This window comes from Cellulomonas sp. ES6, from assembly GCF_030053835.1.
In the GTDB taxonomy this organism is placed as follows: domain Bacteria; phylum Actinomycetota; class Actinomycetes; order Actinomycetales; family Cellulomonadaceae; genus Cellulomonas.
In genome coordinates this window covers 1,639,241-1,664,889 of record NZ_CP125655.1, presented here as the reverse complement: position 1 = coordinate 1,664,889, position 25,649 = coordinate 1,639,241, and the positions used below count along the sequence as shown (strand labels likewise).

Sequence of the window (25,649 nt, the reverse complement as noted above, 5' to 3'; positions counted from 1 at the left end):
CGATCCAGACGGCACGGCGACGACGGGCAGTGTCGCGCCGCACAGACGAAGGAGTCCACATGAGGCAGGGGATGCGCCGACCGGCCGCCACCGCCGCCGCGGTCGCGGTGGCCGGGGTGCTCGCCGGGTGCGCGTCGGCGACCGGCGCGGCGGGCGACGGGGACCGGCCGCTGGTCGGGGTCGCGATGCCGACGACGACCTCCGAGCGCTGGATCGCCGACGGCGAGAACGTGCAGGACCAGCTGCGCGCGCTCGGGTACGACGTCGACCTGGAGTACGCCGAGAACGACGTGCCCACGCAGGTCGCGCAGCTCGAGGACATGATCGCGGCCGGCGCGGACGCGCTCGTCATCGGGTCCATCGACGGGGTGGCGCTCAAGGACGTGCTGGGGGAGGCCGCCGCGGCGGACATCCCGGTGATCGCCTACGACCGCCTGATCCGCGAGTCCGGCGACGTCGACTACTACGCGACGTTCGACAACGCGCGCGTCGGGGTGCAGCAGGCGACCACCCTGCTGCAGGGCCTCGGCCTGCTCGACGAGGCGGGCGACCGCACGGACGTCACCGGCCCGTTCGCGATCGAGCTGTTCGCCGGCTCGACGGACGACAACAACGCGACCGTGTTCTTCGACGGCGCGATGGGCGTCCTGCAGCCGTACCTCGACTCGGGGGTGCTGACGGTGCCGTCCGGCGAGACGGGCTTCGAGGAGGTCGCCACCGACAAGTGGGACCCGAAGAACGCCACGGCCCGCATGGACACGCTGCTGCCGCTGTACGCCGACCGCCGGCTGGACGGGGTGCTGTCGCCGTACGACGGCATCTCGATCGCGGTGCTCGACGCCGTCAAGACCATCGGCTACGGGACGGACGCCCAGCCGCTGCCCGTCGTGACCGGGCAGGACGCCGAGCTCGCCTCCGCCAAGTCCATCGCCGCCGGCGAGCAGTACGCGACCGTCTACAAGGACACCCGGCAGCTCGCCGAGGTGACGGTCGCGATGGTCCGGGCGCTGCTGGACGGCGCCGAGCCGGAGACGAACGACAGCCGGTCCTACGACAACGGCGTGAAGGTCGTCCCCTCGTACCTGCTGACCCCGCAGGTCGTCACCGAGCAGAACCTCCGCCAGGTCCTCGTGGCCGGCGGCTACTACACCGCCGAGGAGCTGGGCTGATGGCCACCGACCGCACCGCCGCGCAGCAGTCCCCCGGCGCCGCGCGTCCTGGTTCTGGGACCGCCCGGTCGCCCTGAAGATCGCCGTCTCCCTGCTGGTGCTCGGCGGCACGTTCGCCGTGGTCGGCGGGGCCGGCGCGATCGCCCTGTTCCGCGCCGGGCAGCACCTGGAGGAGATGTCGGGCCTGACGGGCGACCTGCAGTCGGCCATGTCGGAGCTGCGCACCGCGCAGACCCGCAGCCACCTGCTGGTGCACCGCGCCGCCGAGGCCACCGACGACTCCGTGCGGGCCCAGCTCCTGGAGTCCTCCGCGTGGACCGACCGGGACGTCGCCGCGCAGATCGACGCGATCTCCGCGTTCCCGCAGTCGGAGACCCGGCAGTGGTCGGACTTCGTCGACCGCTGGGACGCCTGGGTCGCCTACCGCGACGCCACGCTGCTGCCGCTCGTCGAGGACGGCGACCTCGTCGGCCTGCGGACCGCGCTCGCCGCGGACGCGTCCGCCGACCCCGACTGGGCGGGCCGGGCCCTGGCCCTCGCGCAGGGCCAGGTCGACGCGCAGGTCGACGACATCCTGGCGGCCAGCCGCGCCGAGGTGAACCGGACGATCATCGCGCTCGTCATCGCGTTCGTCGTCGGTGCCGCGCTGTCCGGGATCCTCGCCGTGCTCGTGATCCGGCGCATCACCACCGCCGTGCGCAGCGTGCAGGGCTCGCTCGAGGCCATGGCCGACGGCGACCTCACGGTGCCGGCCGAGGTGCCCTGGCAGGACGAGACGGGGCGGATGGCCGCCGCGCTCGCGCAGGCCCAGGAGTCGCTGCGCACGACGCTGTCCGGCGTCGTCACGGCGGCCGGTTCCGTGGAGCGGACGGCAGCGAGCCTCGCGGCCTCCAACGGCACCGTGGTGGAGGGCTCCCAGGAGACCTCCGCGCAGGCGGGCGTCGTGGCGGCCGCCGCCGAGGAGGTCTCCCGCAACGTGCAGGCCGTCGCGGCCGGCGCCGAGCAGATGGGGGCGTCGATCCGCGAGATCGCCCAGAACGCCTCGGAGGCCGCGAAGGTCGCCGGCCAGGCCACCGACGTCGCCGCCGCGACCAACGAGCAGGTCGCCCGCCTGGGCGTGTCCTCGCAGGAGATCGGCAACGTGGTGAAGGTGATCACCTCCATCGCGGAGCAGACGAACCTGCTCGCGCTGAACGCCACGATCGAGGCGGCGCGGGCCGGCGAGGCCGGCAAGGGCTTCGCGGTCGTCGCCGGGGAGGTCAAGGAGCTCGCGCAGGAGACCGCGCGCGCGACCGACGACATCGCCCGCCGCGTCGAGGCCATCCAGAACGACACGGGCGCCGCCGTCGTGGCCATCGGGCAGATCGCGCAGATCATCGCGTCGATCAACGACTACCAGCTGACCATCGCCTCGGCCGTGGAGGAGCAGACCGCCACGACCAACGAGATGTCCCGGTCGGTCGCCGAGGCCGCCACGGGCTCGGGGAGATCGCCACCAACATCACCGGGGTCGCGGGCGCCGCGTCCCGCTCGGCGGGCGTGCTGGGCGAGGTCTCGACCCACGTGGCCGAGCTCGCGACGTTGTCCGCCGACCTGCACGACAGGGTCGCGCGTTTCACCTACTGACGGCCCGCTCCGGCGCCGTGCGCCGCTCAGGAACCGGCCGCACCGACCGATCAGAACCTCGAACCGGCCGGTGCGGCCGGTCCATCGCGTCCCAGGGGAGCCCATGACCAGGATCCGTGTGCTGGTGGTCGACGACTCGGTCGTCGTCCGCCGGCTGGTGACGGACTCGCTCTCACGCGACCCCGACATCGAGGTGGTGGGCTTCGCGTCCAACGGCCGCATCGCGCTGGCCAAGGTCGAGCAGCTCGGGCCGGACCTCGTCACCATGGACATCGAGATGCCGGAGATGAACGGCATCGAGGCGGTCCGTGCGCTGCGGCGGGGCCGGCAGACCATGCCGATCATCATGTTCTCGACGCTCACCGAGCGGGGCGCGTCCGCCACCCTGGACGCGCTCGTCGCGGGCGCCACGGACTACGTGACGAAGCCGGCGAACGTCGGCAGCGTCCAGGAGTCGCTGGACCGGGTCGCGAGCGAGCTGATCCCCAAGATCAAGGCGCTCGTGCCGCGCCGGGGCTCCCGGGCGGCGGCGCCGCAACGGCGGGCCCGGCCGGCGCGGGCGCGGCGCAGCCCGCGCCGGCCGGCGCCGGTCGTGCGCCGGCGTCCGGCCCGGTCGCCGGTGCCGCGTCCGCCCGGCGACCCGTCGTGCTGCGCCCCGCGCCCGCGCCGCACCCGGTGTCGGCCGTCGTCCTCGGGTCGTCCACCGGCGGCCCCGAGGCGCTGTCCCGCGTGCTCGGCGCGCTGTCCGCCCCGCCGCCCGTGCCGGTGCTCGTCGTGCAGCACATGCCCCCGGTGTTCACCCGCCAGCTCGCGGCCCGGCTCGACCGGCTCGGCCCGGCGACCGTCGTGGAGGCCACCGACGGCGAGGCGCTGCGGCCGGGCACCGTCTACGTCGCGGCCGGCGACCACCACCTGGAGGTCAGCCGCACCGCCGGCGCCCTGCGCACCGTGCTCACCGACGGCCCGCCCGTGAACTTCTGCCGCCCCGCGGTGGACGTGCTGTTCCGCTCCGCGGTCCGCGAGCTCGGCGGTCAGCTCCTGGCGGTCGTGCTCACCGGCATGGGTGCCGACGGCCGCACCGGCTGCGAGGACGTCGTCGCCGCCGGCGGCACCGTGCTCGTCCAGGACGAGGCCACCAGCGTCGTCTGGGGCATGCCGGGCGCCGTCGCCACGGCCGGCCTCGCCCACCGCGTCCTGCCTCTCGGGAGGTAGCCCCCGCCCTCGAGGCCGTGCTCGCCCGTGCGGGCAGCCGGCCGCCCGCACCGATCGGAGGTCGGCCATGAGCCTGACCCAGGACACGTTCGCCTTCGTCGCCGATGTCGTGCGTCGTCGCAGCGCCATCCAGCTGGAGGCCGGCAAGGAGTACCTCGTGGAGAGCCGGCTGCTGCCGCTCGCGCGCGAGGGCGGCCACGCCGGCGTCGACGCCTACGTCCGGGAGGTCCGCGCGGGTCGCCGCGAGTCCGACCTCGCGCAGATCGTGGAGGCGCTCACCACCAACGAGACGTCCTGGTTCCGGGACGCCACGCCGTTCTCCGCGCTGCGCACCCACGTGGTGCCCACGCTGCGGGCCGAGCGGCCGGTGCTGGACTCGGTGCGTGTCTGGTCGGCGGCGTGCTCGACCGGCCAGGAGCCGTACTCGATCGCGATGACCCTCGCGGACGTGCTCGGCCCCGGCGTCCGCGTCGAGATCACCGCGACCGACCTGTCCGACCAGGTGCTCGCCCAGGCGCGCTCCGGCCGGTACTCCCAGCTCGAGGTCAACCGCGGCCTGCCCGCCCCCATGCTGGTGCGGCACTTCCAGCGCTCCGGCGCGGACTGGCAGATCTCCGACGCGCTGCGCCGGGCGGTGACGTTCCAGAAGCACAACCTGCTGGACCTGCCGCCCGCCGGGCCGTTCGACATCGTGTTCCTGCGCAACGTGCTCATCTACTTCGACCTCGAGACGAAGCGCTCGATCCTGTCGCGCGTGCACCGCGTGCTCAAGCCCGGCGGGTTCCTCGTGCTCGGCGCCGCGGAGACCACGATCGGCGTCGACGGGGACTGGGAGCGCGTGCCCGTCGAGCGCGGCTCGGTGTACCGGCCCGTGCACGGCGGCCTCGTGCCCCGCCCGCGTCCCGCCCCGGCCGCCGCGGTGCCCGTCGCCGCGGCAGCCGCACCCGCGCACACCGCCGCCGCCTGGCCCACCAGCACCCCGCTCCCGCCCGCGCGACCGCGCGTGGGAGCCCCCGTCTTCCCCACCGCCCCGGCCGGCCGCCCCGGCACACCCGAACAAGGAGTGACGCGATGAGAGCCCTCGTCATCGACGACTCGCGGACCATGCGCCGCATCGTCGCGAGCGCCCTGGAGGACCTCGGCTTCGCCACGGTCCAGGCCGGTGACGGCCAGCAGGCGCTCGACGTGCTGGAGTCCGGGGAGCAGGTGGACCTCGCCTGCATCGACTGGAACATGCCGGTCATGGACGGGCTGACGTTCGTCACCCGCGTCCGCGCCGTCCCCGCGTGGCGGAACATCACGCTGATGATGGTCACGACGGAGAGCGAGCACGGGCAGATCGTCCGGGCCCTCGCGGCGGGCGCCCACGAGTACCTCATCAAGCCGTTCACCATCGACGCCATCCGCGACAAGCTCGACCTGCTCGGGCTCGTCCCTGCCGAGGAGCCCGTATGACCGCCGCCGTGGAGCACGACCAGGTGTACGCGATCGCCGAGGAGGTGTTCGCCGCCATGATCGACGGCGAGCCCGGCTACCTGCGCCCCTGGGAGGGCGACGTGCCGGTGCCCGCCGAGCCGCTGGTCGCCTGGGTGGACGTGCACGGCGAGCTCGCCGGCCGCGCCGCCGTCACCACGGACGTCCCCACCGCGCACGAGCTCACCCGGGCGCTGCTCGGGATGGACGCCGGCGAGCCGGTCGGCCCGGAGGACCTCGTGGACGCGTTCGGGGAGGTCGCGAACGTCGTCGGCGGCAACGTCAAGGCGCTGCTGCCGTCGCAGGGCACGCTGAGCCTGCCGCAGGTCGCCGCCGAGCTGCCGGTCGTCCCCGGTACCTCGCTCACCCACGAGCTGCGCCTGGACTGGCGTGGACGTCCCGTCGTCGTCGTGGTCTGGTTGTTCCCGTGACCGCAGCGCCGACCGCCCGACCCGCCGCGGCCCTGGCCCGGCACCCCGACCCGAAGGGAAGTGACGAGCATGATCCGCGTGCTCATCGCCGACGACAGCCGCGTCATGCGGCAGATCGTGATCCGCACGCTGCGCCAGGCCGGCTACGACTGGGACGTCCGCGAGGCGTCCGACGGCCAGGAGGCGCTCGAGGCGGTCCGCGCCGACGAGCCGGACGTCGTGCTCTCGGACTGGAACATGCCGAACCTCACCGGCATCGACCTGCTGCGCCGGCTGCGTGCGGAGGGCTTCTCGACGCCGTTCGGCTTCGTCACCTCGGAGGGGTCGGACGAGATGCGCACGCTCGCCGACGAGGCGGGTGCCCTGTTCCTCATCGCCAAGCCGTTCACCGCGGACACGTTCCGCGACGCGATCGAGCCGGTGCTGGCATGAGCGGGACGCCGCTGCCCAGCGCCCTGGAGGTCCGCGAGCTCTGGGAGGGCCTCGTCGGCCGGGACATCGAGGTCGCCACGGGCGGCCCGATGGTCGACCCCGTGCTGAACGGCGGCGCGCTCGTGGGCGTCTTCGTCGACCGGCTCATGAAGCTGTCCGCGCTCGTGCTGTTCGACCTGCCGCTCGCCGCCCACCTCGGTGCGGCGATCGCCCTGGTGCCGGCCCGCACGGCGCAGACCGCCGTGGAGGAGGAGACCCTGCCCGCCGCGCTCGCGGAGAACGCCGGGAGAGATCCTCAACGTCACCGCCGCGCTGTTCAACGTCGGCGACGCCCCGCACCTCAAGCTCGACGCCGTCTACGCGCCGCGCGACCCGCTGCCCGCCGACGTGGCGCAGTGGGTGCTCGCGTACGTGCGGCGGCTCGACCTGGAGGTCGAGGTGTCGGGGTACGGGCGGGGCTGCGCGTCGGTGCTCGTCATCTGACCGTGCCCGGGGCGGGCCGCCGGGCGCGCCGTGTTTCCGGGGGTAAACGTTTCACGGACGGGGGCGCAGCGGCCTTCACGGTTCTGCCACACTTCGCCCCATGTCCACCACCTCCACGGGGCGCCCGCGTCTGCGCCCGTCCAGCCGCGGAACGCGATCGACCGGTTCTTCAAGATCTCCGAGCGCGGCTCGACGATCGGGACCGAGATCCGCGGCGGCCTCGTCACCTTCTTCACGATGAGCTACATCATCGTGCTGAACCCGCTGATCATCGGCACCGTGCAGGACGGCTCCGGGTCGTTCCTCGGCGGCGGGTCCGAGCCCAACATCGGCATGATCGCCGCCACCACGGCCCTCGTCGCCGGCGTGATGTCCATCCTCATGGGCGTCGTCGCGAACTTCCCGCTGGCGCTCGCCGCCGGCCTCGGCCTGAACGCCGTGGTCGCCTACTCCATCGCCTCGCTGCCCGACATGACGTGGGCCGACGCGATGGGCATCGTCGTGCTCGAGGGCCTCATCATCCTGGTGCTCGTGCTCACCGGGTTCCGGGAGGCGGTCTTCAAGGCCGTCCCGATGGAGCTCAAGACGGCCATCAGCGTCGGCATCGGCCTGTTCATCGCCTTCATCGGGCTGGTGGACTCCGGCTTCGTCCGCATCCCGCTCAGCCAGGCCACGCCCGTGGAGCTCGGCATCGCCGGCTCGCTGGGCTCCTGGCCGCTGCTCGTCTTCGTCGTCGGCCTGTTCCTCGCGATCATCCTCATGGCCCGCAAGGTCAAGGGCGCCATCCTCATCGCGATCGCCTCCGCGACCGTGCTCGCGATCGTCGTCGAGGCCGTCGGGTCCATCGGCGGGCAGAGCGCGGAGAACCCGGGCGGCTGGGAGCTCAACGTCCCGCAGCTGCCCGACAGCGTCGTGGCCACGCCGGACTTCTCGCTGCTCGGCCAGTTCTCGCTGTTCGGCTCGATCGAGAAGATCGGCCTGGTCGCCGTGATCCTGCTGGTGTTCTCGGTGATGATCGCGGACTTCTTCGACACGATGGGCACGATGGTGGCCGTCGGCGGCGAGGCCGGGCTGCTCGACGAGCAGGGCAACCCGCCGCGCACCAAGCAGATCCTCGTGGTCGACTCCCTGGCCGCCGCGGCCGGCGGTGCCGCCTCGGTGTCGTCCAACACGTCCTACGTCGAGTCCGCCGCGGGCGTCGGCGACGGTGCCCGCACCGGTCTCGCGTCGGTGACCACCGGCATCGCGTTCCTGCTGGCGACGTTCCTGTCCCCGCTGGTCGACATGGTGCCGTTCGAGGCCGCGACCCCCGCGCTCGTCGTGGTCGGCTTCCTCATGGTCATGCAGGTCTCGGGCATCGACTGGAAGAACTTCGAGGTCGCCGTCCCCGCGTTCCTCACGATCGTGCTCATGCCGTTCAGCTACTCGATCACCGTCGGCATCGGCGCGGGCGTCATCTCGTTCATCGTCATCAAGCTCGCGATGGGCAAGGCCCGCCGCGTGCACCCGCTGATGTGGGTGGCCGGCGCGCTGTTCGTCGTGTACTTCCTCATCGGCCCGATCAAGGGCTGGCTCGGCCTCTAGGCCCGACGTCCCAGACCGGTCGACGCCGGCCCCGTGAGACTCGCGGGGCCGGCGTTCCCGTTTTGTCCTGTGTGCCAGCGCGGCACCCCGCAGGGTAGGTTCGACGCCGTCCCCACGTGTCGGTCGAAGGAGCAGTCATGCGCGTGTCGGTCATCGGGTGCGGCTACCTGGGAGCCGTGCACGCGGCCAGCATGGCCAAGCTCGGTCACACCGTCGTCGGGGTCGACGTCGTCCCCGCGAAGATCGAGATGCTCGCCGCGGGCAAGGCGCCGTTCTACGAGCCCGGCCTGCCCGAGCTGCTGACGGAGTCGCAGGGCACCGGCCGGCTCGAGTTCACCACCGACACCGCCGCCGTCGCCGGGGCGCAGGTCCACTTCCTCTGCGTCGGGACCCCGCAGAAGCACGGCGAGTTCCGCGCCGACCTCAGCTACGTCGAGGACGCGTTCGCGGCGCTGCTCCCGCACCTGCAGCCCGGCGACCTCGTGGTCGGCAAGTCCACCGTCCCCGTCGGCACCGCGGAGGCGCTCGCCGAGCGGCTCGCCGGCACCGGCGCGACGCTCGTCTGGAACCCCGAGTTCCTGCGCGAGGGCTTCGCGGTCCAGGACACCCTGCACCCCGACCGCCTCGTCTACGGCCTCCCGACCGACGACGACGGCGAGCCCACCCCGGAGGGCGAGCGCGCCCGGCTCCTGCTCGACGAGGTGTACGCGACGCCGCTCGCCGACGACACGCCGCTGGTCGTCACCGACTACGCCACCGCGCAGCTCGTGAAGGTCGCCGCGAACTCGTTCCTCGCGACCAAGATCTCGTTCATCAACGCCATGGCCGAGCTGTGCGAGGCGACCGGCGCCGACGTCACCCGCCTCGCCGACGCCATCGGCTACGACGCCCGCATCGGCCGCCGGTTCCTCAACGCCGGCCTCGGGTTCGGCGGCGGCTGCCTGCCCAAGGACATCCGGGCGTTCATGGCCCGCGCCGGCGAGCTCGGCGTCGACCAGGCGCTGTCGTTCCTGCGCGAGGTCGACGCGATCAACATGCGCCGCCGGGTCCGCATGGTCGACCTGGCCCGCGAGGTCTGCGACGGGTCCATCGTCGGCCGCCGCATCGCCGTGCTGGGTGCCGCGTTCAAGCCCGACTCGGACGACATCCGCGACTCGCCGGCCCTGTCGGTCGCCGCGCAGATGCAGCTCCAGGGCGCGCACGTCACGGTCACCGACCCGCAGGCCGTCGACAACGCCCGCGCCGCCTGGCCGGGCCTGGCGTTCGCGCCGACCGTCGAGGAGGCCGTGACCGGCGCGGACGTCGTGCTGCTCGCGACCGAGTGGGCCGAGTACCGCGCGCTCGACCCGGACTCGATCGCGGGCCTCGTCGCGGAGCGCCGCATCCTCGACGGCCGCAACGTGCTGGACCCGGCCCGCTGGCGCGCGGCCGGCTGGACGTACCGCGCCCTCGGCCGCCCCTGACCCGCGGCCGTCCGCCGTCCCTGACCTTCACCGCCCGCCCGCGCCTCGCGTCGAGATTGCAGCAGATGCGGGGTTCGTCGCGCTGAACCCCGCATCTGCTGCAACCTCGTGGGGCCGGGCGAGGCCGTGGGTCAGGGCCGCGCGGATCCAGGTGAGTGTCCGGGCGGGGCGTCGGAGGTCGTCCGCGGTGCACGTGACGACCCGCCAGCCGAGCGCCTCCATCGCCTGGCGCCGGCCGATGTCCCGCCGCCAGGTCGTGCGGTCCGTCCGGTGCACGTCCCCGTCGTACTCGATCGCGACCTTCGACGCCGGGTAGCTGAGGTCCGGCAGCGCGACGAACGTCCCGGAGCCCGACAGCACCGGCACGTTGACGACCGGCTCGGGGAGGCCGCCCCTGACGACCAGGAGGCGCAGCCGCGTCTCCATCGGCGAGTCCGTGCGAGGTCGGACCCGCGACAGCGCCGCGCGCAGCCGTCGCCGGCCACGTGCCCTCGGCGGCAGGAGCGCGAGGGCGTCCTCGAGCCCGCCGACGGACGACAGCGGGGCGCGTCGGCGGGTGAGCGCGTCGCCGAGCACGACGAGCTCCTCCTCGTCGAGCTCGCCGCCCATCCGGGTCCACACCACCTCGGGCGGCAGCACCCGCACGCCGCCCGCGAGCAACCGCGTGGGGACCCCGGGCTCGCTACGGCGATGGCCCCGGACACCCGGCCGACGCGGCGGCGTGGTGCCCGGGCCGACCTCGACGTGCAGAGCGCCCGCCGGGTCGACGCCTCGCGGCAGGTCCACGTGCAGCAGCGCGAGTGCCGTCGCACCGCAGAACACCGCGTCCGCCGGTAGCCACGGCAAGGCCTCGCGGCACCGGGCCAGGACGTCGACCGCCTCCGGAGGTGGTCCGGTGGCGCGGAAGCCGCGGGTCGGCGCCCGGAGGGACTCACGACGGAGCTGCGCCGGTGTCATGCCCGCGGCCCGGCCCTCACGGACGCTGAACGCCGCCCCGAGCCCTGACGGCACAGGAGCGGGGCGTTGCGGCATGCAGCCACGGTGATGCGTCGGGCCCGCGAAGGGCAGTACCGGGGTGGTCGTCCTGGGGACCGGACCATCCGGTTGGCCCTGTGGAGGACCCGTCCCCGCTGACCGACCCGTCCGGACCGCTCAGACCCGTGCGGTCCGCTCGACCTGCCCGTCCCGCTCGACCTCCCGCCCGTGCTGCCGCACGAGAGTGCAGTCGTTGCGGGGTTCAGAGCGGCGAAACCCGCAACGACTGCACTCTCGACGAGCCGACCGGCCCGCGGGTGCGGCGGTCGAGAGGGCGGCGGTGTCGTTAGCGAAGGTAATGAGTTAGGGTAAGGACATGCCTGCCGATGCCCCCGAGGAGCCGCGTGTGGCCGCGGCGCAGTGCCGGCCGTCGACGCTCGCCGGTGAGCTGCGCGTCGCGCTCGCCAAGTCCACGCGACGCATCCGCTCACGGCGCGGCGCCGCCGACCTGCCGGACCCGCAGTTCAACGTCCTCGCGATCCTGCTGCGCGAGGGCCCGCTGACGCCCGGCGCGCTCGCCGAGGCCGAGCACGTGCAGCCGCCGTCGATGACCCGCACCGTGAACGCCCTGGTCGGGCTGGGGTTCGTCGCGAAGTCGGAGCACCCCACCGACGGGCGGCAGGTCGTCGTGAGCCTGACGGACGCGGGGAGGCCGAGGTCCGGGAGACCCGCCGCCGCCGCGACGCGTGGCTCGCCGACCAGCTCGAACCTGACCCCCGACGAACGCCGGACCCTGGCGCAGGCCGCCGTGCTGCTGCGCCGGATCGCGGCAGGATGAGGCCCCTGCATGAACTCCACCTTCGCCTCGCTGAGGTACGTCAACTACCGGCTGTGGTTCGCCGGCGCGCTGGTCGCGAACATCGGCACCTGGATGCAGCGTGTCGGGCAGGACTGGCTCGTGCTCACCGACCTGTCCGACGACTCGGGGCTGGCGGTCGGCATCACGACCGCGCTGCAGTTCGCCCCGACGCTGCTGCTGTCGGCCTGGGCCGGCCTGCTCGCGGACCGGGTGAACCGCCGCAAGCTGCTGATGATCACGCAGGCCGCGCAGGGCGTGCTCGCGTTCGGCCTGGGTGCGCTGGTGCTCTCGGGTCACGCCGAGCTCTGGCACGTCTACGTCTTCGCGGCGCTGCTGGGGGCGGTCGCCGCGGTCGACCAGCCGGTGCGGCAGACGTTCGTGGCGGAGCTGGTGCCCGCGGGCCGGCTGTCGAACGCGGTGGGGCTCAACAGCACGTCCTTCAACGCGGCGCGCCTGATCGGGCCGGGGCTCGCGGGGCTGCTGATCGCGGCGGTCGGCACGGGCTGGGTGTTCGTCATCAACGGGGTGTCGTTCGCGGCGACGATCCTGGCGCTCGTGGCGATGCGGACGTCCGAGCTGCACGCGATGCCGGTCGCCCGGCGCGCGAAGGGCCAGATCCGCGAGGGCGTCCGCTACGTGCGCGGGCGCAGCGACATCCTCGTGATCATGGCGGTGATCGGCGTGGTGTCGACGTTCGGCCTCAACTTCCAGATGACGTCGGCCCTCATGGCGCGTGCCGAGTTCGGCAAGGGCGCAGGGGAGTACGGGATCCTCGGGTCGGTGCTGGCCATCGGCTCGCTCGGCGGGGCGCTGCTGGCCGCGCGGCGGGAGCGGCCGCGGGTGCGTCTCGTGATCGGGGCGGCGTTCGCGTTCGGCGTGGCGACGGGGGTGCAGGCGCTGATGCCGACGTACGCCTCGTACGCGGTCGCGTGCATCCCGGTGGGCCTGGCGTCCCTGACGATGCTGACGGCGGCCAACACGACCATCCAGATGTCGACGGACCCCACCGTGCGTGGTCGGGTGATGTCGCTCTACATGATCGTCATGCTCGGGGCGACGCCGATCGGGTCGCCGATCGTGGGGTGGATCGGTGAGACGTTCGGCCCGCGCTGGTCGATCGGCATCGGCTCGATCACGGCGCTGCTCGTCTCGGCGCTCGCCGCGGTGTGGGCGAAGCGGCGCTGGCAGGTGGAGCTGCGGTACCACGTGCGGACGCGCCCCCACCTCGAGGTGCTGCACCCGGACGTGCCCGCGCCTCGCCGTGCGGCGGCCGACCAGCTCGCCGCGCGGAGGCCGCCGACGCGTCGGTGTGACACCACCCGGGTGAACTTGGCCCCCTGCGGGCCGGTCGATTTGTCCGGTATGTGACGATCGGTCGATGACCATCCGGCGGCGTGTGCTCCTGGCCGCCGCCGTGCTGCTCACCGCGGTGCTGCTGGTCGGCGGGTGGCTGGCATACCGGGCCTGGCAGGCCGCGGACGCCGCCCGCGACCTGCAGGCCGCCGCGTCCGGCGCCGGCGAGGAGGTCGCGCGGCTCGACGTCGCGGCGCTGCGCCACCGGCTCGACGCGGTGCAGGACGCCGCCGCCCGGGTGCACGCCGCCGGGCAGGACCCGGTGTGGCGCGTGGCCGAGCACCTGCCGGTCGTCGGGGACGACCTCGCCGCCGTCTCGGCGATCGGCCGGGCCGCGGACGCGCTCGCGGGCGACGCCGCGCCCGACCTCCTCGACGCCCTCGACTCGCTCGCCGAGCCGTCCGGCGGCGCAGGCGCGTCGGCCGGCGGGGGCACCGTGCCCGACGGCTGGGTCGACCTGCAGGCGCTCGCCGACGCGGCACCGGCGCTCGACCGCGCGGCGGCCACCGTCGAGCGGCTGCGCACCGACCTCGGCGCCGTCGACCCCGACGGGCTGGTCGGGCCGCTCGCCGGTCCCGTGGCCGGGCTCCGTGACGCCGTCGACCGCGCGGCCGGGCCGCTGCAGACGGTCCGCGAGCTCGCACCCGTGCTGCCCGGCCTCCTCGGCGCGGACGGCCCGCGCACGTACCTGCTGCTGTCCCTCAACCCGGCGGAGCTGCGCGCGCAGGGCGGCATCGTCGGTGCCGTCAGCGTGCTCCAGGCCCGCGACGGCGCCGTGGGGCTCGTCGGGCAGCGCAGCACCGCGGACCTGCCCGAGCTCGCCGAGTCCGCGCTGCCGCTGAGCGACGCCGAGCTCGCGCTGTTCGGCGACCGGCTCGGCCGGTGGGTGCAGGACACCGTGCTCACGCCCGACTTCCCGCGTGCGGCCGAGGCCGCCTCCGCGTTCTGGACCGCGTCCACCGGGCAGCGGGTTGATGGGGTGCTCGCCACCGACCCGGTGGTCGTCGCGGACCTCCTCGGCGCGACCGGGCGGACCGTGAGCGCGGACGGCACCGAGCTCGGCGGGGACGACCTGCTGCGGGGCCTGCTGCGCGACGCCTACCTCGCGTACGGCGACCCCAAGGCGGGCGACGCGTTCTACGCCCAGGTCGCGGCGGAGGCGTTCGGCGTCCTGCGCGACGCCGCCGCCGACCCGGCGACCGCGGGGGCGGCGGTGCAGGTCGCGGCCGACGCCGTGGAGCAGCGCCGGGTCGCGGTGTGGTCGGCGGACCCCGTCGAGCAGGCGGGGATCGCCGCGTCCGTGCTCGGCGGGGCGTTCCTCACGGGCGACCCGCCGACGCCGACCGGCACGGCGGGGCAGGCCGTCGGCGTGTTCCTCGACGACGCGACGGCCGGCAAGCTCGACGTCGACCTCGACGCCCAGGTCGCCGTGACCCTGACCGGGTGCGGGTCACCGGACGTGCAGGCCCGCATCGACCTGACGCTCGGCTACCGGCCGCCCGCCGACGTCGCGACCTTCCCGGCGCAGGTGCTCGGGGACGGCGGGTCCGGGCTGCCGCCCGGGTGGTTGGCGACGAACGTGTCGTTCTACTCCGCGCGTGACGGCCGGCTCGGCGAGATCCGGCGCGACGACGCCGTGGTCGGCGGGCAGACCGCCCGCACCGCGCGCCGCGACGTCGCCGTGGTGACCTCCCGCCTCGAGCCGGGCGGGGCGGAGACCTACACCCTGACGGTGCCGGCCACGGCGAGCGGGATCACCGTCTGGACCACCCCCACCCTGACGGGCCCGGGCCTCGTCGAGTCCCACTGCCCCGCCCCCTGACCCCCACCCCCGCACCCACCCCACCCCCGCACCCACCCCACCCCCGCACCCACCCCACCCCCGCACCCACCCCACCCCCGCACCCACCCCACCCCCGCACCCACCCCACCCCCGCACCCACCCCACCCCCGCACCCACCCCACCCCCGCACCCACCCCCCCCTCTGAGCCCGTCGGAGGCTCCGACGGGCCATCGTGGTGGTCCGGGGAGCACCACGACGGCGCGCGGCCACCTCCGAGCGCGTTCGGAGCCTCCGACCGAGGGTGCGCGTGACCGCGAACCGCACGGCACCCCGCACCCCGCGCAGAGCCGAACTCCGTCCCCGTCGGAGGCTCCGAACGGTGATCGTGGTGGTCCGTGGACCACCACGACGGCGCGCGGCCACCTCCGAGCGCGGTGGGAGCCTCCGAACGGGTGGGGCGGGTGGGGGCGGCGAGTGCCGGTGGGTCGGTGGGTCGGTGGGTCGGTGCGTGGGGTGTCGTGGCTGGTCGGGGGCTTCGGGGGTGCTCTTCCGCGTGATCATGCGGATTTCACCCGGCCCTCCGGTCGGCGCGTCGGGCCCCGGTGGCCGTAGCATGGGCGAAATGTCCGATTTGTACGAATCGGTGAGGCGAGCCCGGCGATGGCGTCGGGCGGGTGGAGGTGTGACATGGCACGGACGCGACGAGCGCTCGCCGGGCTCCTGCTGACGGCGCTGGCCGTGACGGCGGGAGCGGCTCCGGCGTTCGCGTCGCCGGCTCCCGCGACGCCGGGACCGGCTCGCGCTCCGGCCGGCGGCCGACGACCCGGCCGCGGACGACCCGGCGGCCGGCCCGGACGCGACCGACCCCGGCCCGGACGCCGGCGCGACCGACCCCGACGCCGCGTGCACGACGCCCTCCGACGGCTACGCCCCGGCCGGTCGCTGCGAGCTGGTCATCGCCCGCGCGACCGCGCTCTGCGTCGGCGACGCCCCCGTGCTCGACTACGCCGTCGAGCCGTACGGGACGTCGAACGACACGGTCACGCTCACGTGGGTCAACCCCGACGGCGACGCGGTGGTCCAGTCGGGCCTGCCGCTCAGCGGCCGGGTGTACTGGCCCGGCACCGTGCTCGACGGCGACCAGGTCGTCGACTGGCCCGGCTGGTCGCAGCAGCCGGACGGCACGTGGGTGCAGCACGACGAGTTCGACTTCTCCCGGCCGGCGGTGCGGGTCGAGTTCGAGGTGAACCCGTCGGCGTCGACCGTCGTGGCCTACCCGCCGCCGACGTCGGCGTGCGCGGGGCCGCAGGAGGAGGTCGACGGCGTGGTCGTGACGCCCCCGGACTCGGAGGTCTCCGGCGTCGTGACGACCTCCGAGGTGCTCGCCGCGCCCGCGACGGAGGTCCGCTACCAGTCGGCGGTGCTCGCCGTGACCGGGGCGAACTCGTGGCAGCTGCTGGCCGCCGCGGGTGGCGCGGTGCTGCTGGGTGCCGGACTGGTCGTGGTCGCGTCCCGCCGGACCCACCGGGCCCGCTGACCCCGTCCCGCCCACCGGGCGGGATCGCACGGCACCGGCCGGGCCCCGTGCCCGGCCGGTGCCGTCGGTCGCGTGCCCGGCCGGTGCCGTCCGTCGCGTCGGCCGTGCGCGCGGGGAGCGCGCCCCGGTCGTCAGAGCAGCCGGTCCACCACGTGGTCGATGCAGGCGGTGAGCGCCAGCACGTCGTCCGGCTCCACCGACGGGAACATCGCGACCCGCAGCTGGTTGCGCCCGAGCTTGCGGTAGGGCTCGACGTCGACGATGCCGTGCGCCCGCAGGATGCGCGCCACGGTCGGCGCCTCGATCTCGGGCGCGAGGTCCACGGTGCCGACGACGGGTGAGCGCTGCCCGGGGTCGGTGACGAACGGGCGGGCCCAGTCGCGGGCGTCCGCCCAGCCGTACAGGTGCCCGGCGGAGGTCGCGGTCCGCGCGGCGCACCAGTCGAGGCCGCCGTTCGCCAGCATCCAGTCGACCTGCTCCGCGAGCAGCACGAGCGTGGCGATCGCGGGGGTGTTGAGGGTCTGGTCCGCGCGTGAGCTGCGCACGGCCGCGCTCAGGGACAGGAACTCGGGCACCCAGCGGCCGGACTCGACGCGCTCGGCGCGCTCGACCGCGGCGGGGGACAGCACGGCCAGCCACAGGCCGCCGTCGGACGAGAACGACTTCTGCGGCGCGAAGTAGTAGGCGTCGGTCTGCGCGACGTCGACGGCGAGGCCCCCGGCGCCCGAGGTGGCGTCGACCAGCACCAGCGCGCCCTGGTCGGCGGAGCCCGGCACGCGGCGGACGGGCGCGACGGCGCCGGTGGACGTCTCGTTGTGCGCCCACGCGTAGGCGTCGACGCCGTCGGCGGCCGCGGGCGTCGCCGAGGACCCGGCGGGCACCTCGGTGACGACGGGGTCCTCGAGGAACGGGGCGCGCGCCGCGGCGGCCGCGAACTTGCCGCCGAACTCCCCGAAGACGGCGTGGGCCGACCGGCGCTCCACGAGGCACAGCGTCGCGACGTCCCAGAAGGCCGTCGAGCCGCCGTTCCCGAGCGCGACCTCGTACCCGTCCGGGAGGGAGAACAGCTCGCCGAGCCCGGCGCGCACGCGGCCGACGAGCGAGCGGACGGGGGCCTGGCGGTGCGAGGTGCCGAGGAGGCTGCGGCCGACCTCGGCGAGCGCCCGGACCTGCGCGTCGCGGACCTTCGCGGGCCCGGAGCCGAACCGGCCGTCCGACGGCAGGAGCTCCTCGGGGATGGTCACGGTGGCGGGCGTCACGGTCACGCGCCGCACCCTACGCGCCCGACGCCGCCCGGCGGCAGGACCACTAGCCTGTGGACGGACGTCTGCGTACACAGGAGGGCACCGGCGTGAGTGACCTGATCGACACGACCGAGATGTATCTGAAGACCATCTACGAGCTCACCGAGGAGGGCATCACGCCGCTGCGCGCCCGCATCGCCGAGCGGCTCGGGCACAGCGGTCCCACGGTGTCCCAGACCGTCGCCCGCATGGAGCGGGACGGGCTCGTCGTCGTGTCCGGTGACCGCCACCTGGAGCTGACCGAGGCGGGCCGCACGAAGGCGATGCGCGTGATGCGCAAGCACCGGCTGGCCGAGCGGCTGCTGGTCGACGTCATCGGGCTGGACTGGGAGTACGTCCACGAGGAGGCGTGCCGCTGGGAGCACGTCATGAGCGAGCGGGTGGAGCGCCGGCTCGCCGGCCTGCTCGACCACCCGCACTTCGACCCGTACGGCAACCCGATCCCCGGTCTCGACGAGATCGGGGAGGAGCGCACGCCGGTCGGGTTCCTCGACGGCGTGGAGTCGCTCGTCGCCGTCGCGGCGGCCGCGACCGGCCCGACCACGGGGGTCGTCGCCCGGCTGGGTGAGCCCATCCAGACGGACGTGGACCTGCTCGCCCGCCTCGCGCAGGCCGGCGTGCGTCCCGGCCAGGAGGTCACGGTCGAGAAGGGCGCCGGCGTCGTCACGGTCGGGAGGCCCGGCGCGGAGACGGTGCTCGACCTGCCGCAGGAGGTCGCGCGCCACGTGTTCCTCGGGGTCGGCTGAGGCCCTCGCCCCGCGCCGGTGACGGCGCCCGGCACCGACGGCCCCGCGGTGTGGCACGCGCCACCCGCGGGGCCTCGTCGTGTGCGTGACCAGGGTCCTCGTGGGGGCGTCCGGGTGATCGGCAAACGGATCGTGACCGGAACGTGACAATCGGCTCGGGGGTCGGGTACGGTCGGTCCTGCTCGACGGAACCCTCCTCCGTCAGAGCCCTTGGACGGTACGCCGAGCCCTGCCGCCGCCCGAGGTCCGTACGACTCGCCGGCAGGGGCGGGGAACCACTTGTGGGCACCGGAGACGGTGTCCTTGGGGTGAAGCCGCGCGACGTGACCGGGACCTCCCGGGAGCGTCACGCGGCCGGGTATCTCCACCCGAACCCGACAGCTCACCTCGTAGGCGCCAGGAGAGGCTGTACGTGTCCGCAAGTGCTGTGCGCGCCCGACACCGTTCTGCGCGTCGCCCCGTCACCCCCTGACCGACCTCGCCACCGCCGCCACGGGCACCCTCGCCCAGGCCGGTCGCCGCACCGCCGTCGTCGCGGCCACCACGGGGCTCATGGTCTCCGCGGTCGCCGTCCCGGCCGGTGCCGCGACGACCTCCGGCGACCAGGCCGCGCTGCCGTCGGTCGACACCACCGCGCTGACCGCCTCCGCGAAGACGGTCCTCGACACCGCGCCGGTCGTCACCGCCCCGGCCGACGCCGCGTGGACCTTCGAGGCCCCCGCCGCGACCGCCGTGGTCCCGGAGCCCGAGCCGGAGCCGGAGCCCGAGCCGGTCGTCTCCCGCAGCGCCCAGCGCGCCACGGTCGAGGCCGCCCCGGTCGAGGTCGCCGCCGCTGCCGTGCCGCAGTCGGTCGCCGGCAACGCCGTCCTCGAGATCGCGGCCCGCTACGTCGGCACGCCGTACGTCTCCGGCGGCACGACCCCGGACGGCTTCGACTGCTCCGGCTTCGTGTCCGTGTACGCGCAGCTCGGCATCTCGCTGCCCCGCACGTCGTCGGCGATCCGCGACGCGGGCACGGTCATCTCGGCCGCCGAGGCCCAGCCGGGTGACCTCATCTGGAGCCCCGGCCACATCTCGATCTACGCCGGCGGCGACCAGCAGATCGACTCCCCGCGCCCCGGCAAGACGGTGCAGTTCCGCGCCATCTGGCAGAGCTCGCCGACGTTCATCCGCATCGGCTGAGTCTCCCGGGCACGCACGACGCCTCCAGGACCCCCGCACCCGCCCCGGGTGCGGGGGTCCTGCCGTCCCCGGGGGTCCGCACGCCGCGCACCGGCGCGGCCGGCGCGAAAGACCGGGCCGGTTCCCGGGGTGGGCGCGTACGCTGGCGCTGCTCGCTCCCCAGCGGACCCGTCAGCCAGACGGGCCCCCGGTCAAGGAGTTCGCCGTGCTGCTCCCTGCGCCACCCCGGACGTTGCTCCTCAACGCCAGCCTGGAACCGCTGTGCGTCGTCGCACTGCCGCGCGCCGTCACGCTCGTGATGTCGGGCAAGGCGACGGTGCTCGAGTCGGACGGGCGGGTGCTGCACTCCGAGCACGTCGCCGTCCCGATGCCCGTGGTGCTGTCGCTGACCCGCTACGTGCACGTCCCCGTGCGCCGGCCGCTGCCGCCGACGCGCCGCACCGTGCTCCAGCGCGACGACCACCGGTGCGCGTACTGCGGCTCGCACGCCGACACCGTGGACCACGTGCACCCCGCTCGCGCGGCGGCCGGCACGAGTGGACCAACGTCGTCGCGGCGTGCCGGCGGTGCAACCACCGCAAGGCCGACCACCTGCTCCATGAGATCGGGTGGGAGCTGGCCTGGACGCCGTCGGCCCCGCGGGGTGCGACGGCGTTCCTGCGCGGGGTGGCCGCCGACGAGCCCGCCTGGTCCGCGTACCTCGCCGCCTGAGCGACGGAGCGGGTCAAGGGGACGGCAAGGAAACGCCACGCCCTGCTCCGTGGCAGGTGCGGATCCGGCATGATCGGGGGCACACTGGGGTGTGCCACCAAGGAGGTCGGAGCCATGAAGCGGGACGCGGAGATCCTGGTCGGGGTGGACGGGTCGGCGGCGAGCATGCACGCGCTCGACTGGGCTGCCGGGGAGGCGCGTACGCGACGGCGCCCGCTGCACGTGGTGTGCTCCTACACGCTGCCGTCGTTCACGGCCGCCTCGCTGGACGGCGGGTACGCGGCCCTCGACGACACCGCCATCCAGCAGGGCGCCCGCGCGGTGCTCGCGGAGGCGCAGCAGCGCGTCGCCGGGCCGGACCTCCAGGTCACGACCACCGTGGCGACCGGCGACGCGGCGGCCGTCCTGGTCGAGATGTCACGGGACGCCTCGCTCGTCGTCGTCGGCACCAGGGGCAAGGGCGGGTTCGCGGACCGGCTGCTCGGGACCGTCTCGTCGACGCTGCCGGCGCACGCGTACTGCCCGACCGTCGTCGTGCCGCTGCGCGACCAGCGCCGGGGCGGCATCGTGCCGAGCGACGAGTCCGCGCCGGTGGTCCGGCCCGTGCGGCGCATGGTCGTCGGCGTGGACGGCTCCCCGCAGGCGGACCTCGCCCTGCGCCACGCGATCGAGGAGGCGCAGGCGTGGGGCGCCGAGCTCACGGCCGTCGCCGGCGTGCCCGTCGGCAGCGGCTCGGGCGTCATGGCGTGGCTGCCCGCGACGATCGACCAGACGCAGGTGCTCGCGGACGTCACGGAGGGGCTCAACGTCGTCGTCGACCGCGCGCTGGCCGACCACCCCGGCGCCACGGTGCGGAGGGCCGTGCTGGACGGCACCGGCGCGGAGCTGCTCACCGAGTTCTCGGCCGCGACCGACCTCATCGTCGTGGGCTCCCGGGGGCGGGGCGGGTTCACGGGGCTGCTGCTCGGCTCCACGAGCCAGGCCGTGCTGCACCACTCGGCGTGCCCGGTGATGGTGGTCACGAACCGGTGCGCGGAGCGGGTGGCGGCCGCCGGGGCCGGCGGCGCCGAGGGGACCGCAGGCGCCGCGGGGACGGCCGGGGCCGGGGCGGACGGCGGCGCGGCGGGCTGACGGAAGCGGCGGGCTGACGCGGCGCGGGCGGCTCAGGCGGGGGCGGCACGTCCGGTCGCCGCACCAGCGCCGACAGCACGACCGTGGAGCGCGTCCGCGACACGAACGGCTCGGCGGCGAGGCGCTCGACCACCTGCTCCAGGTGCCGCATGTCCCGGGCGCGCACCTGCACGACCAGGTCGACGTCGCCCGTGACGGTGCTGGCGGCGACGACCTCCGGGTAGCGCTCGACGGCTGAGCGCATCGTGGCCGGGCTCGTCGAGCCGTGGCAGAACAGCTCGACGAAGGCCTCGGTGGCCCACCCGAGGGCGGCCGGGTCCAGCAGGACGGTGAACCCGCGGACGACGCCGCGCTCCCGCAGGCGGTCCACGCGCCGCTTCACCGCCGGGGCGGACAGCGACACGACCGCGCCGAGGTCCGCGTACGACGCGCGGGCGTCGACGGCCAGCTCGCGCAGCAGCGCCTCGTCGATCGGGTCCAGGTCGCCGGAGTAGGTGGGCACGGGCCCATCTTCGCGCACGGTGCGGACGGCCTCCGCGGTCGTCCGGGTGCTGGGGAACCACCGGCGGCCCCTCACGCGGGCCGCAGCCGGGCCGGTCGTCGGAGGCGATCTTCGGCGACACCCTTCAGGCCGCCGCGCCGCGCGCCGATGACACCGGGGAGAGATCGTCATCGAGCAGATGGGGGCAGGCGGATGCCGGCACCGCACGCCGGGCGGACGGCGCCCGGACCCGCGCCCGCAGCGACCGCGACCGAGCCGGCGCCGGCGCCCGCCGGGCCGCTCGCACCGGAGCTGGCGCCCGACCCGCGCCTCGGGCCGCCCCGCACCCGTTCGGAGGCTCCCACCGGGACGATCCCCACGCAGCGCACGCGCGCGCTCGACCCGGCGCCCTCCCCGGCGCCCTCCCCGGCGTCGTCGCCGGCCTCGCCGGTCGCGCCGGCCGCGCCCGCCCGTGCGGTCCGTCGGGCGGTCGCCGTGACGGTGCTCTGCCTGCTGCTCGTCGGCGTGGTCGCGACGGCCGTCGTGCTGCAGCTGCGGGCGGATGCCCGGGCCACCGCCTGGGCGCACGCCCAGCAGCGGGTCGCGGCGCAGGTCGCCGCGGACCGCGCGGACGCCGCCGTCTCCGCGTCGGCCCGTGCGGACGCCGTCGCGGCGTCGTACGCCGCCGCGAGCGAGGCCGCGGTCGCCGGGGCCGAGCGGGTGCTCGCGGACGCCCGGGCCGCGGCGGACGCGTCCCCGCACGCCGGGGACGAGGCCCTGGGCGCGCTGCGCTCGGCGACGCAGGCCGTGGAGGCGGCGTCGGTCGGCCTCGGCGACGGCACCAGCGTCGCCGCGCTGCGGGCGACCGCGCAGGCCGTGGCCGCCCCCAGCGGGCCGTCGTCGAGGCGCAGGCGGCGTGGCAGGCGGCGGAGGACGCGCGGATCGAGGCCGAGCGGGTCGCGGCCGAGCGCGCCGCTGCGGAGGCCGCCGCCCGCGCCGCAGCCGCACGCCCGACCGGTGGGTCACGGCCCGTCACCACGACCACCGGCGGCGGCGCCGCAGCCCCGGCCGCGGCCGCCCCTGCGAGCGCGTGGGTCGCGGGCGTGTCCTCCTACGGCGTCGGCGGGCTCGGCGCCTCGATCAACGCGGCCGGGCGGCGAACGGCCTGCCCGCGCTCGCGGTGGTCGGGTCGTCCTCCCTGGCGGACCACGCCGCGGCGATGGCGGCGGCCGGCAGCATCTGGCACTCCGGCAGCGACCACATCGTCGGGTGGGTGCAGCCCGTCAGCGACGAGCAGATGATCCAGGCGTACCTGAACTCCCCGCCGCACCGCGCGTGGATCCTCAAGGACGGGGTGTCGACCGTCTCGATCGGCGCGGTGACGTACGGCGGGCGGCTCTACACCGCGATGCTGTTCTCCTGACGCCGGCGGCGCGCCCGACGACGACGCCCGCCGCGCGCGGCCGTCAGCGCAGCGCCTGCGTCAGGCGGTCCAGCGCCAGGTCCAGGTCGTCCTCGTCGATGACGAGCGGCGGCGCCAGGCGGATCGTCGAGCCGTGGGTGTCCTTGGCCAGCACGCCGAGCGCGAGCAGCCGCTCGCACAGCTGCCGGCCGGTCATCCGGGCCGGGTCGACGTCGAGCCCCGCCCACAGCCCGACGCCGCGGGCGCCGACCAGCAGCCCCGTGTCGACCAGGGTCGCGAGCCGGGCGTGCAGCCGCTCGCCCAGCACCCGCGCGCGCTCCTGGTGCGTGCCGGTGCGCAGCAGGTCCACCACCGCGATGCCCACGGCGCACGCCAGCGGGTTGCCGCCGAAGGTCGACCCGTGCGTGCCCGCGGTGAGCACCCCCAGCACGTCCGGCCGCCCCACGACCGCGGACACGGGCAGCACCCCGCCGCCGAGCGCCTTCCCGAGCGTGACGAGGTCCGCTCGCACGCCCCACAGCTCCAGCGCGAACGTCGTCCCCGTGCGCCCGAGGCCCGACTGGATCTCGTCCGCGACGAGCAGCACGCCGGCGTCGGTGCAGATGTCCCGGACGGCCGGCCAGTAGGTCTCCGGCGGGACCACGACCCCCTGCTCGCCCTGGATCGGCTCGAGCAGCACGGCGACCGTGGTGTCGTCGACCGCGGCACGCAGCGCCTCGGCGTCGCCGAACGGCACGACGCGGAACCCGGGCGTGTGCGGGGCGAACCCCTCGCGCGCCTCCGGGTCGGTGGAGAACGACACGATCGTCGTCGTGCGGCCGTGGAAGTTCCCCGACGCGACGACGATCGTGGCCTGCTCCGGTGCGACGCCCCGGACCTCGTACCCCCACTTGCGCGCGGCCTTGATCGCGGTCTCGACGGCCTCCGCGCCGGTGTTCATCGGCAGCACCATCGGGACGACGCCGTCGTCCTCGGCGCCCGCGACCACCGGGCGGGCCAGGTCGGACAGCGCGGTCGCGAACGGGTGCAGCAGGTCGTGGTCGAACGCCCGCGACGACAGCGTGAGCCGGTCCAGCTGCGCGTGGGCCGCAGCCGTCAGCGCCGGGTGCCGGTGCCCGAAGTTCAGCGCCGAGTAGCCGGCCAGCAGGTCGAGGTAGGTGCGGCCCTCGACGTCCCGCACCCACGCGCCCTCGCCCGTCGTGAGCGTGACGGGCAGCGGGTGGTAGTTCTGCGCGAGCGGCCCGGCGGCGGCGCCCCCGGCGTGGCGGGCGGGGATAGTGGCGGTCATGGCGTCACCTCGGCGGGCGGGCGCCCCGGGTGTCCGCAGGGCGCGGGTGGAGCGGTGCGGGGTCGGGTGGTGCGGGTTCGGGCCGGGCGGACGGCCGCCCGACCCGGAGGGGTCAGCGGGCGGCGCGGATCTCCAGCGTGCAGCACTTCGCGCCGCCGCCGCCCTTGAGCAGCTCGCTGGTGTCGACGGGGTGCGGGCGGTAGCCGCGCTCGGTGAGCTGGGCCGCCAGGTCGACGGCACCGGGCGCGACGACGACGTTCAGGCCGTCGCTGACGGCGTTCAGCCCGAGGCAGGCGGCGTCGCGCTCGGAGGCGATGACGGCGTCCGGGAACCGGCGCTCCAGCTCGGCCCGGGAGGCGTCGTAGAACGCCGGCGGGAAGTACGCGACCTGCTCGGCGCCGGGCTCGGAGCCCAGCACGGCCAGCGCGGTGTCGAGGTGGTAGTAGTGCGGGTCGACCAGCTCGAGCGACACGACCTCGCGGCCGGTGACCCGGGCGATCTCGTCGTGCGCGGCGCGGTCGGTGCGGAACCCGGTGCCCGCCAGCAGCACGTCCCCGACGGACAGGATGTCGCCCTCGCCCTCGTTCACCTGCTCCGCGGTGTGCGTGACGTAGCCGTGGTCCGCGAACCACTTCTCGTACGCCGGGCCCTCGGGCTGGCGCTCGGGGTGGCGGAACCGGGCGGAGTACACCAGGCCGTCGACGACCGTGGCGCCGTTCGCGGCGTACACCATGTCCGGCAGCCCGGGGATCGGGTCGATGGTCTCGACGACGTGCCCGAGCGACTCGAACGTCTCCCGCAGGGTCCGCCACTGCTGCACCGCGAGGCCGGCGTCCGTGTACCGGGTCGAGTCCATCCACGGGTTGATCTCGTACGAGACGGTGTAGTGGGTCGGCTCGCACATCAGGTAGTGCCGGGTCGTGGCGCGGGGCGTGACGGTCATGGGTGCTCCTCGAAGGTGCGGGTGCGGTCGGGTCCACGGGACGTCGGCCGCCTCGTCGG

Annotated in this window: 23 protein-coding genes, 2 pseudogenes and 1 riboswitch; of the genes and pseudogenes, 20 read left to right on the top strand and 5 right to left on the bottom strand. The window is 75.2% G+C overall.

Translation table 11 applies throughout. The features are described from left to right. The first annotated feature begins 59 nt into the window (after positions 1 to 59). The 10 genes and pseudogenes from chvE to P9841_RS07755 all read left to right on the top strand — a co-directional run bounded on the left by chvE (position 60) and on the right by P9841_RS07755 (position 9,873). Positions 60 to 1,169 carry a multiple monosaccharide ABC transporter substrate-binding protein gene (gene chvE, locus P9841_RS07805; RefSeq protein ID WP_283321495.1) on the top strand — a complete coding sequence of 370 codons (1,110 nt, stop codon included), beginning with the start codon at positions 60 to 62 and terminating at the stop codon, positions 1,167 to 1,169. Positions 1,170 to 1,344: 175 nt separating this feature from the next. Then, positions 1,345 to 3,189, top strand: a pseudogene (locus tag P9841_RS07800) (methyl-accepting chemotaxis protein); the annotation flags it as partial. A 251-nt stretch (positions 3,190 to 3,440) separates the two neighbouring features. After that, positions 3,441 to 4,007, top strand: coding sequence for a CheB methylesterase domain-containing protein (locus P9841_RS07790; RefSeq protein WP_349306941.1), 567 nt, complete (start codon positions 3,441 to 3,443; stop codon positions 4,005 to 4,007). A 67-nt stretch (positions 4,008 to 4,074) separates the two neighbouring features. After that, the gene (locus tag P9841_RS07785; protein WP_283321493.1) at positions 4,075 to 5,082 is read left to right on the top strand and encodes a CheR family methyltransferase; all 1,008 of its coding nucleotides are present in this window, start codon (positions 4,075 to 4,077) and stop codon (positions 5,080 to 5,082) included. Continuing rightward, complete coding sequence (locus P9841_RS07780) at positions 5,079 to 5,462, top strand: response regulator (protein WP_283321492.1); 384 nt, start codon at positions 5,079 to 5,081, stop codon at positions 5,460 to 5,462. Before P9841_RS07785 ends, P9841_RS07780 begins: the two co-directional genes overlap by 4 nt. Then, positions 5,459 to 5,911: a chemotaxis protein CheX gene (locus P9841_RS07775; RefSeq protein ID WP_283321491.1), complete on the top strand. Its 453-nt coding sequence runs from the start codon at positions 5,459 to 5,461 to the stop codon at positions 5,909 to 5,911. The genes P9841_RS07780 and P9841_RS07775 overlap by 4 nt, the downstream gene beginning before the upstream one ends. A 69-nt stretch (positions 5,912 to 5,980) precedes the next feature. After that, a complete protein-coding gene (locus P9841_RS07770; protein WP_283321893.1) occupies positions 5,981 to 6,343 on the top strand; it encodes a response regulator in 363 nt (120 codons plus the stop codon). Between the two features lie 198 nt (positions 6,344 to 6,541). Continuing rightward, complete coding sequence (locus tag P9841_RS07765) at positions 6,542 to 6,826, top strand: hypothetical protein (protein WP_283321490.1); 285 nt, start codon at positions 6,542 to 6,544, stop codon at positions 6,824 to 6,826. A gap of 156 nt (positions 6,827 to 6,982) precedes the next feature. Then, entirely contained in the window at positions 6,983 to 8,410 is a 1,428-nt protein-coding gene (locus P9841_RS07760; RefSeq protein WP_283321892.1) for an NCS2 family permease, read from the top strand. Between the two features lie 137 nt (positions 8,411 to 8,547). Further along, the gene (locus P9841_RS07755; protein ID WP_283321489.1) at positions 8,548 to 9,873 is read left to right on the top strand and encodes a UDP-glucose dehydrogenase family protein; all 1,326 of its coding nucleotides are present in this window, start codon (positions 8,548 to 8,550) and stop codon (positions 9,871 to 9,873) included. 27 nt (positions 9,874 to 9,900) lie between these two features. Here P9841_RS07755 and P9841_RS07750 read toward each other — a convergent pair whose 3' ends face one another. Then, on the bottom strand, positions 9,901 to 10,659 hold the full coding sequence (locus tag P9841_RS07750; RefSeq protein ID WP_283321488.1) for an endonuclease domain-containing protein: 759 nt from the start codon (positions 10,657 to 10,659) through the stop codon (positions 9,901 to 9,903). Between the two features lie 565 nt (positions 10,660 to 11,224). Between P9841_RS07750 and P9841_RS07745 the strand changes: the two genes are divergently transcribed. The 4 genes from P9841_RS07745 (at position 11,225) to P9841_RS07730 (ending at position 16,381) form a co-directional block, all read left to right on the top strand. Continuing rightward, a complete protein-coding gene (locus P9841_RS07745; protein WP_349306940.1) occupies positions 11,225 to 11,686 on the top strand; it encodes a MarR family winged helix-turn-helix transcriptional regulator in 462 nt (153 codons plus the stop codon). Positions 11,687 to 11,695: 9 nt separating this feature from the next. Further along, the gene (locus P9841_RS07740; protein ID WP_283321486.1) at positions 11,696 to 13,075 is read left to right on the top strand and encodes an MFS transporter; all 1,380 of its coding nucleotides are present in this window, start codon (positions 11,696 to 11,698) and stop codon (positions 13,073 to 13,075) included. A gap of 10 nt (positions 13,076 to 13,085) precedes the next feature. After that, complete coding sequence (locus P9841_RS07735; protein WP_283321485.1) at positions 13,086 to 14,882, top strand: DUF4012 domain-containing protein; 1,797 nt, start codon at positions 13,086 to 13,088, stop codon at positions 14,880 to 14,882. Positions 14,883 to 15,838: 956 nt separating this feature from the next. Beyond that, on the top strand, positions 15,839 to 16,381 hold the full coding sequence (locus P9841_RS07730) for an LPXTG cell wall anchor domain-containing protein (protein WP_283321484.1): 543 nt from the start codon (positions 15,839 to 15,841) through the stop codon (positions 16,379 to 16,381). A gap of 131 nt (positions 16,382 to 16,512) precedes the next feature. On the opposite strand, the gene serC is transcribed toward P9841_RS07730, so the two are convergent. Continuing rightward, positions 16,513 to 17,646, bottom strand: a complete 1,134-nt coding sequence (gene serC / locus P9841_RS07725) for a phosphoserine transaminase (protein WP_283321483.1) — start codon at positions 17,644 to 17,646, stop codon at positions 16,513 to 16,515. 86 nt (positions 17,647 to 17,732) lie between these two features. Between serC and P9841_RS07720 the strand changes: the two genes are divergently transcribed. The 5 genes and pseudogenes from P9841_RS07720 to P9841_RS07705 all read left to right on the top strand — a co-directional run bounded on the left by P9841_RS07720 (position 17,733) and on the right by P9841_RS07705 (position 21,455). Then, positions 17,733 to 18,431: an iron-dependent transcriptional repressor DtxR gene (locus P9841_RS07720; protein ID WP_283321482.1), complete on the top strand. Its 699-nt coding sequence runs from the start codon at positions 17,733 to 17,735 to the stop codon at positions 18,429 to 18,431. 210 nt (positions 18,432 to 18,641) lie between these two features. Then, positions 18,642 to 18,841: riboswitch (cyclic di-AMP (ydaO/yuaA leader) on the top strand. A 142-nt stretch (positions 18,842 to 18,983) separates the two neighbouring features. Continuing rightward, positions 18,984 to 19,613, top strand: a complete 630-nt coding sequence (locus tag P9841_RS07715; RefSeq protein ID WP_349306939.1) for a C40 family peptidase — start codon at positions 18,984 to 18,986, stop codon at positions 19,611 to 19,613. A gap of 205 nt (positions 19,614 to 19,818) precedes the next feature. Beyond that, a pseudogene (locus P9841_RS19100) lies at positions 19,819 to 19,962 on the top strand (HNH endonuclease); the annotation flags it as partial. 116 nt (positions 19,963 to 20,078) lie between these two features. After that, positions 20,079 to 20,324 carry an HNH endonuclease gene (locus P9841_RS19095; protein WP_502848695.1) on the top strand — a complete coding sequence of 82 codons (246 nt, stop codon included), beginning with the start codon at positions 20,079 to 20,081 and terminating at the stop codon, positions 20,322 to 20,324. A gap of 114 nt (positions 20,325 to 20,438) precedes the next feature. Next, on the top strand, positions 20,439 to 21,455 hold the full coding sequence (locus P9841_RS07705) for a universal stress protein (protein ID WP_283321481.1): 1,017 nt from the start codon (positions 20,439 to 20,441) through the stop codon (positions 21,453 to 21,455). Here P9841_RS07705 and P9841_RS07700 read toward each other — a convergent pair. After that, entirely contained in the window at positions 21,343 to 21,957 is a 615-nt protein-coding gene (locus tag P9841_RS07700; protein WP_283321480.1) for an Lrp/AsnC family transcriptional regulator, read from the bottom strand. The genes P9841_RS07705 and P9841_RS07700 overlap by 113 nt on opposite strands. A 1,159-nt stretch (positions 21,958 to 23,116) precedes the next feature. On the opposite strand from P9841_RS07700, the gene P9841_RS07695 reads away from it, so the two are divergent. Further along, on the top strand, positions 23,117 to 23,359 hold the full coding sequence (locus P9841_RS07695) for a spore germination YkwD domain-containing protein (RefSeq protein ID WP_283321479.1): 243 nt from the start codon (positions 23,117 to 23,119) through the stop codon (positions 23,357 to 23,359). 43 nt (positions 23,360 to 23,402) lie between these two features. On the opposite strand, the gene rocD is transcribed toward P9841_RS07695, so the two are convergent. Together rocD and ddaH are read right to left on the bottom strand one after the other, a co-directional pair. Further along, positions 23,403 to 24,647: an ornithine--oxo-acid transaminase gene (gene rocD, locus P9841_RS07690; protein WP_283321478.1), complete on the bottom strand. Its 1,245-nt coding sequence runs from the start codon at positions 24,645 to 24,647 to the stop codon at positions 23,403 to 23,405. Positions 24,648 to 24,759: 112 nt separating this feature from the next. Then, a complete protein-coding gene (gene ddaH / locus P9841_RS07685) occupies positions 24,760 to 25,590 on the bottom strand; it encodes a dimethylargininase (RefSeq protein ID WP_283321477.1) in 831 nt (276 codons plus the stop codon). Positions 25,591 to 25,649: the final 59 nt, after the last annotated feature.

Coding starts and splice junctions, on each gene's coding strand:
- P9841_RS07745 (WP_349306940.1), top strand. CDS start 11,225: ATGCCTGCCGATGCCCCCGAGGAGCCGCGTGTGGCCGCGGCGCAGTGC.
- chvE (WP_283321495.1), top strand. CDS start 60: ATGAGGCAGGGGATGCGCCGACCGGCCGCCACCGCCGCCGCGGTCGCG.
- rocD (WP_283321478.1), bottom strand. CDS start 24,647: ATGACCGCCACTATCCCCGCCCGCCACGCCGGGGGCGCCGCCGCCGGG.
- P9841_RS07780 (WP_283321492.1), top strand. CDS start 5,079: ATGAGAGCCCTCGTCATCGACGACTCGCGGACCATGCGCCGCATCGTC.
- P9841_RS07740 (WP_283321486.1), top strand. CDS start 11,696: ATGAACTCCACCTTCGCCTCGCTGAGGTACGTCAACTACCGGCTGTGG.
- P9841_RS07770 (WP_283321893.1), top strand. CDS start 5,981: ATGATCCGCGTGCTCATCGCCGACGACAGCCGCGTCATGCGGCAGATC.
- P9841_RS07715 (WP_349306939.1), top strand. CDS start 18,984: ATGGTCTCCGCGGTCGCCGTCCCGGCCGGTGCCGCGACGACCTCCGGC.
- ddaH (WP_283321477.1), bottom strand. CDS start 25,590: ATGACCGTCACGCCCCGCGCCACGACCCGGCACTACCTGATGTGCGAG.
- P9841_RS07775 (WP_283321491.1), top strand. CDS start 5,459: ATGACCGCCGCCGTGGAGCACGACCAGGTGTACGCGATCGCCGAGGAG.
- P9841_RS07785 (WP_283321493.1), top strand. CDS start 4,075: ATGAGCCTGACCCAGGACACGTTCGCCTTCGTCGCCGATGTCGTGCGT.
- P9841_RS07705 (WP_283321481.1), top strand. CDS start 20,439: ATGAAGCGGGACGCGGAGATCCTGGTCGGGGTGGACGGGTCGGCGGCG.
- P9841_RS07735 (WP_283321485.1), top strand. CDS start 13,086: ATGACCATCCGGCGGCGTGTGCTCCTGGCCGCCGCCGTGCTGCTCACC.
- P9841_RS07755 (WP_283321489.1), top strand. CDS start 8,548: ATGCGCGTGTCGGTCATCGGGTGCGGCTACCTGGGAGCCGTGCACGCG.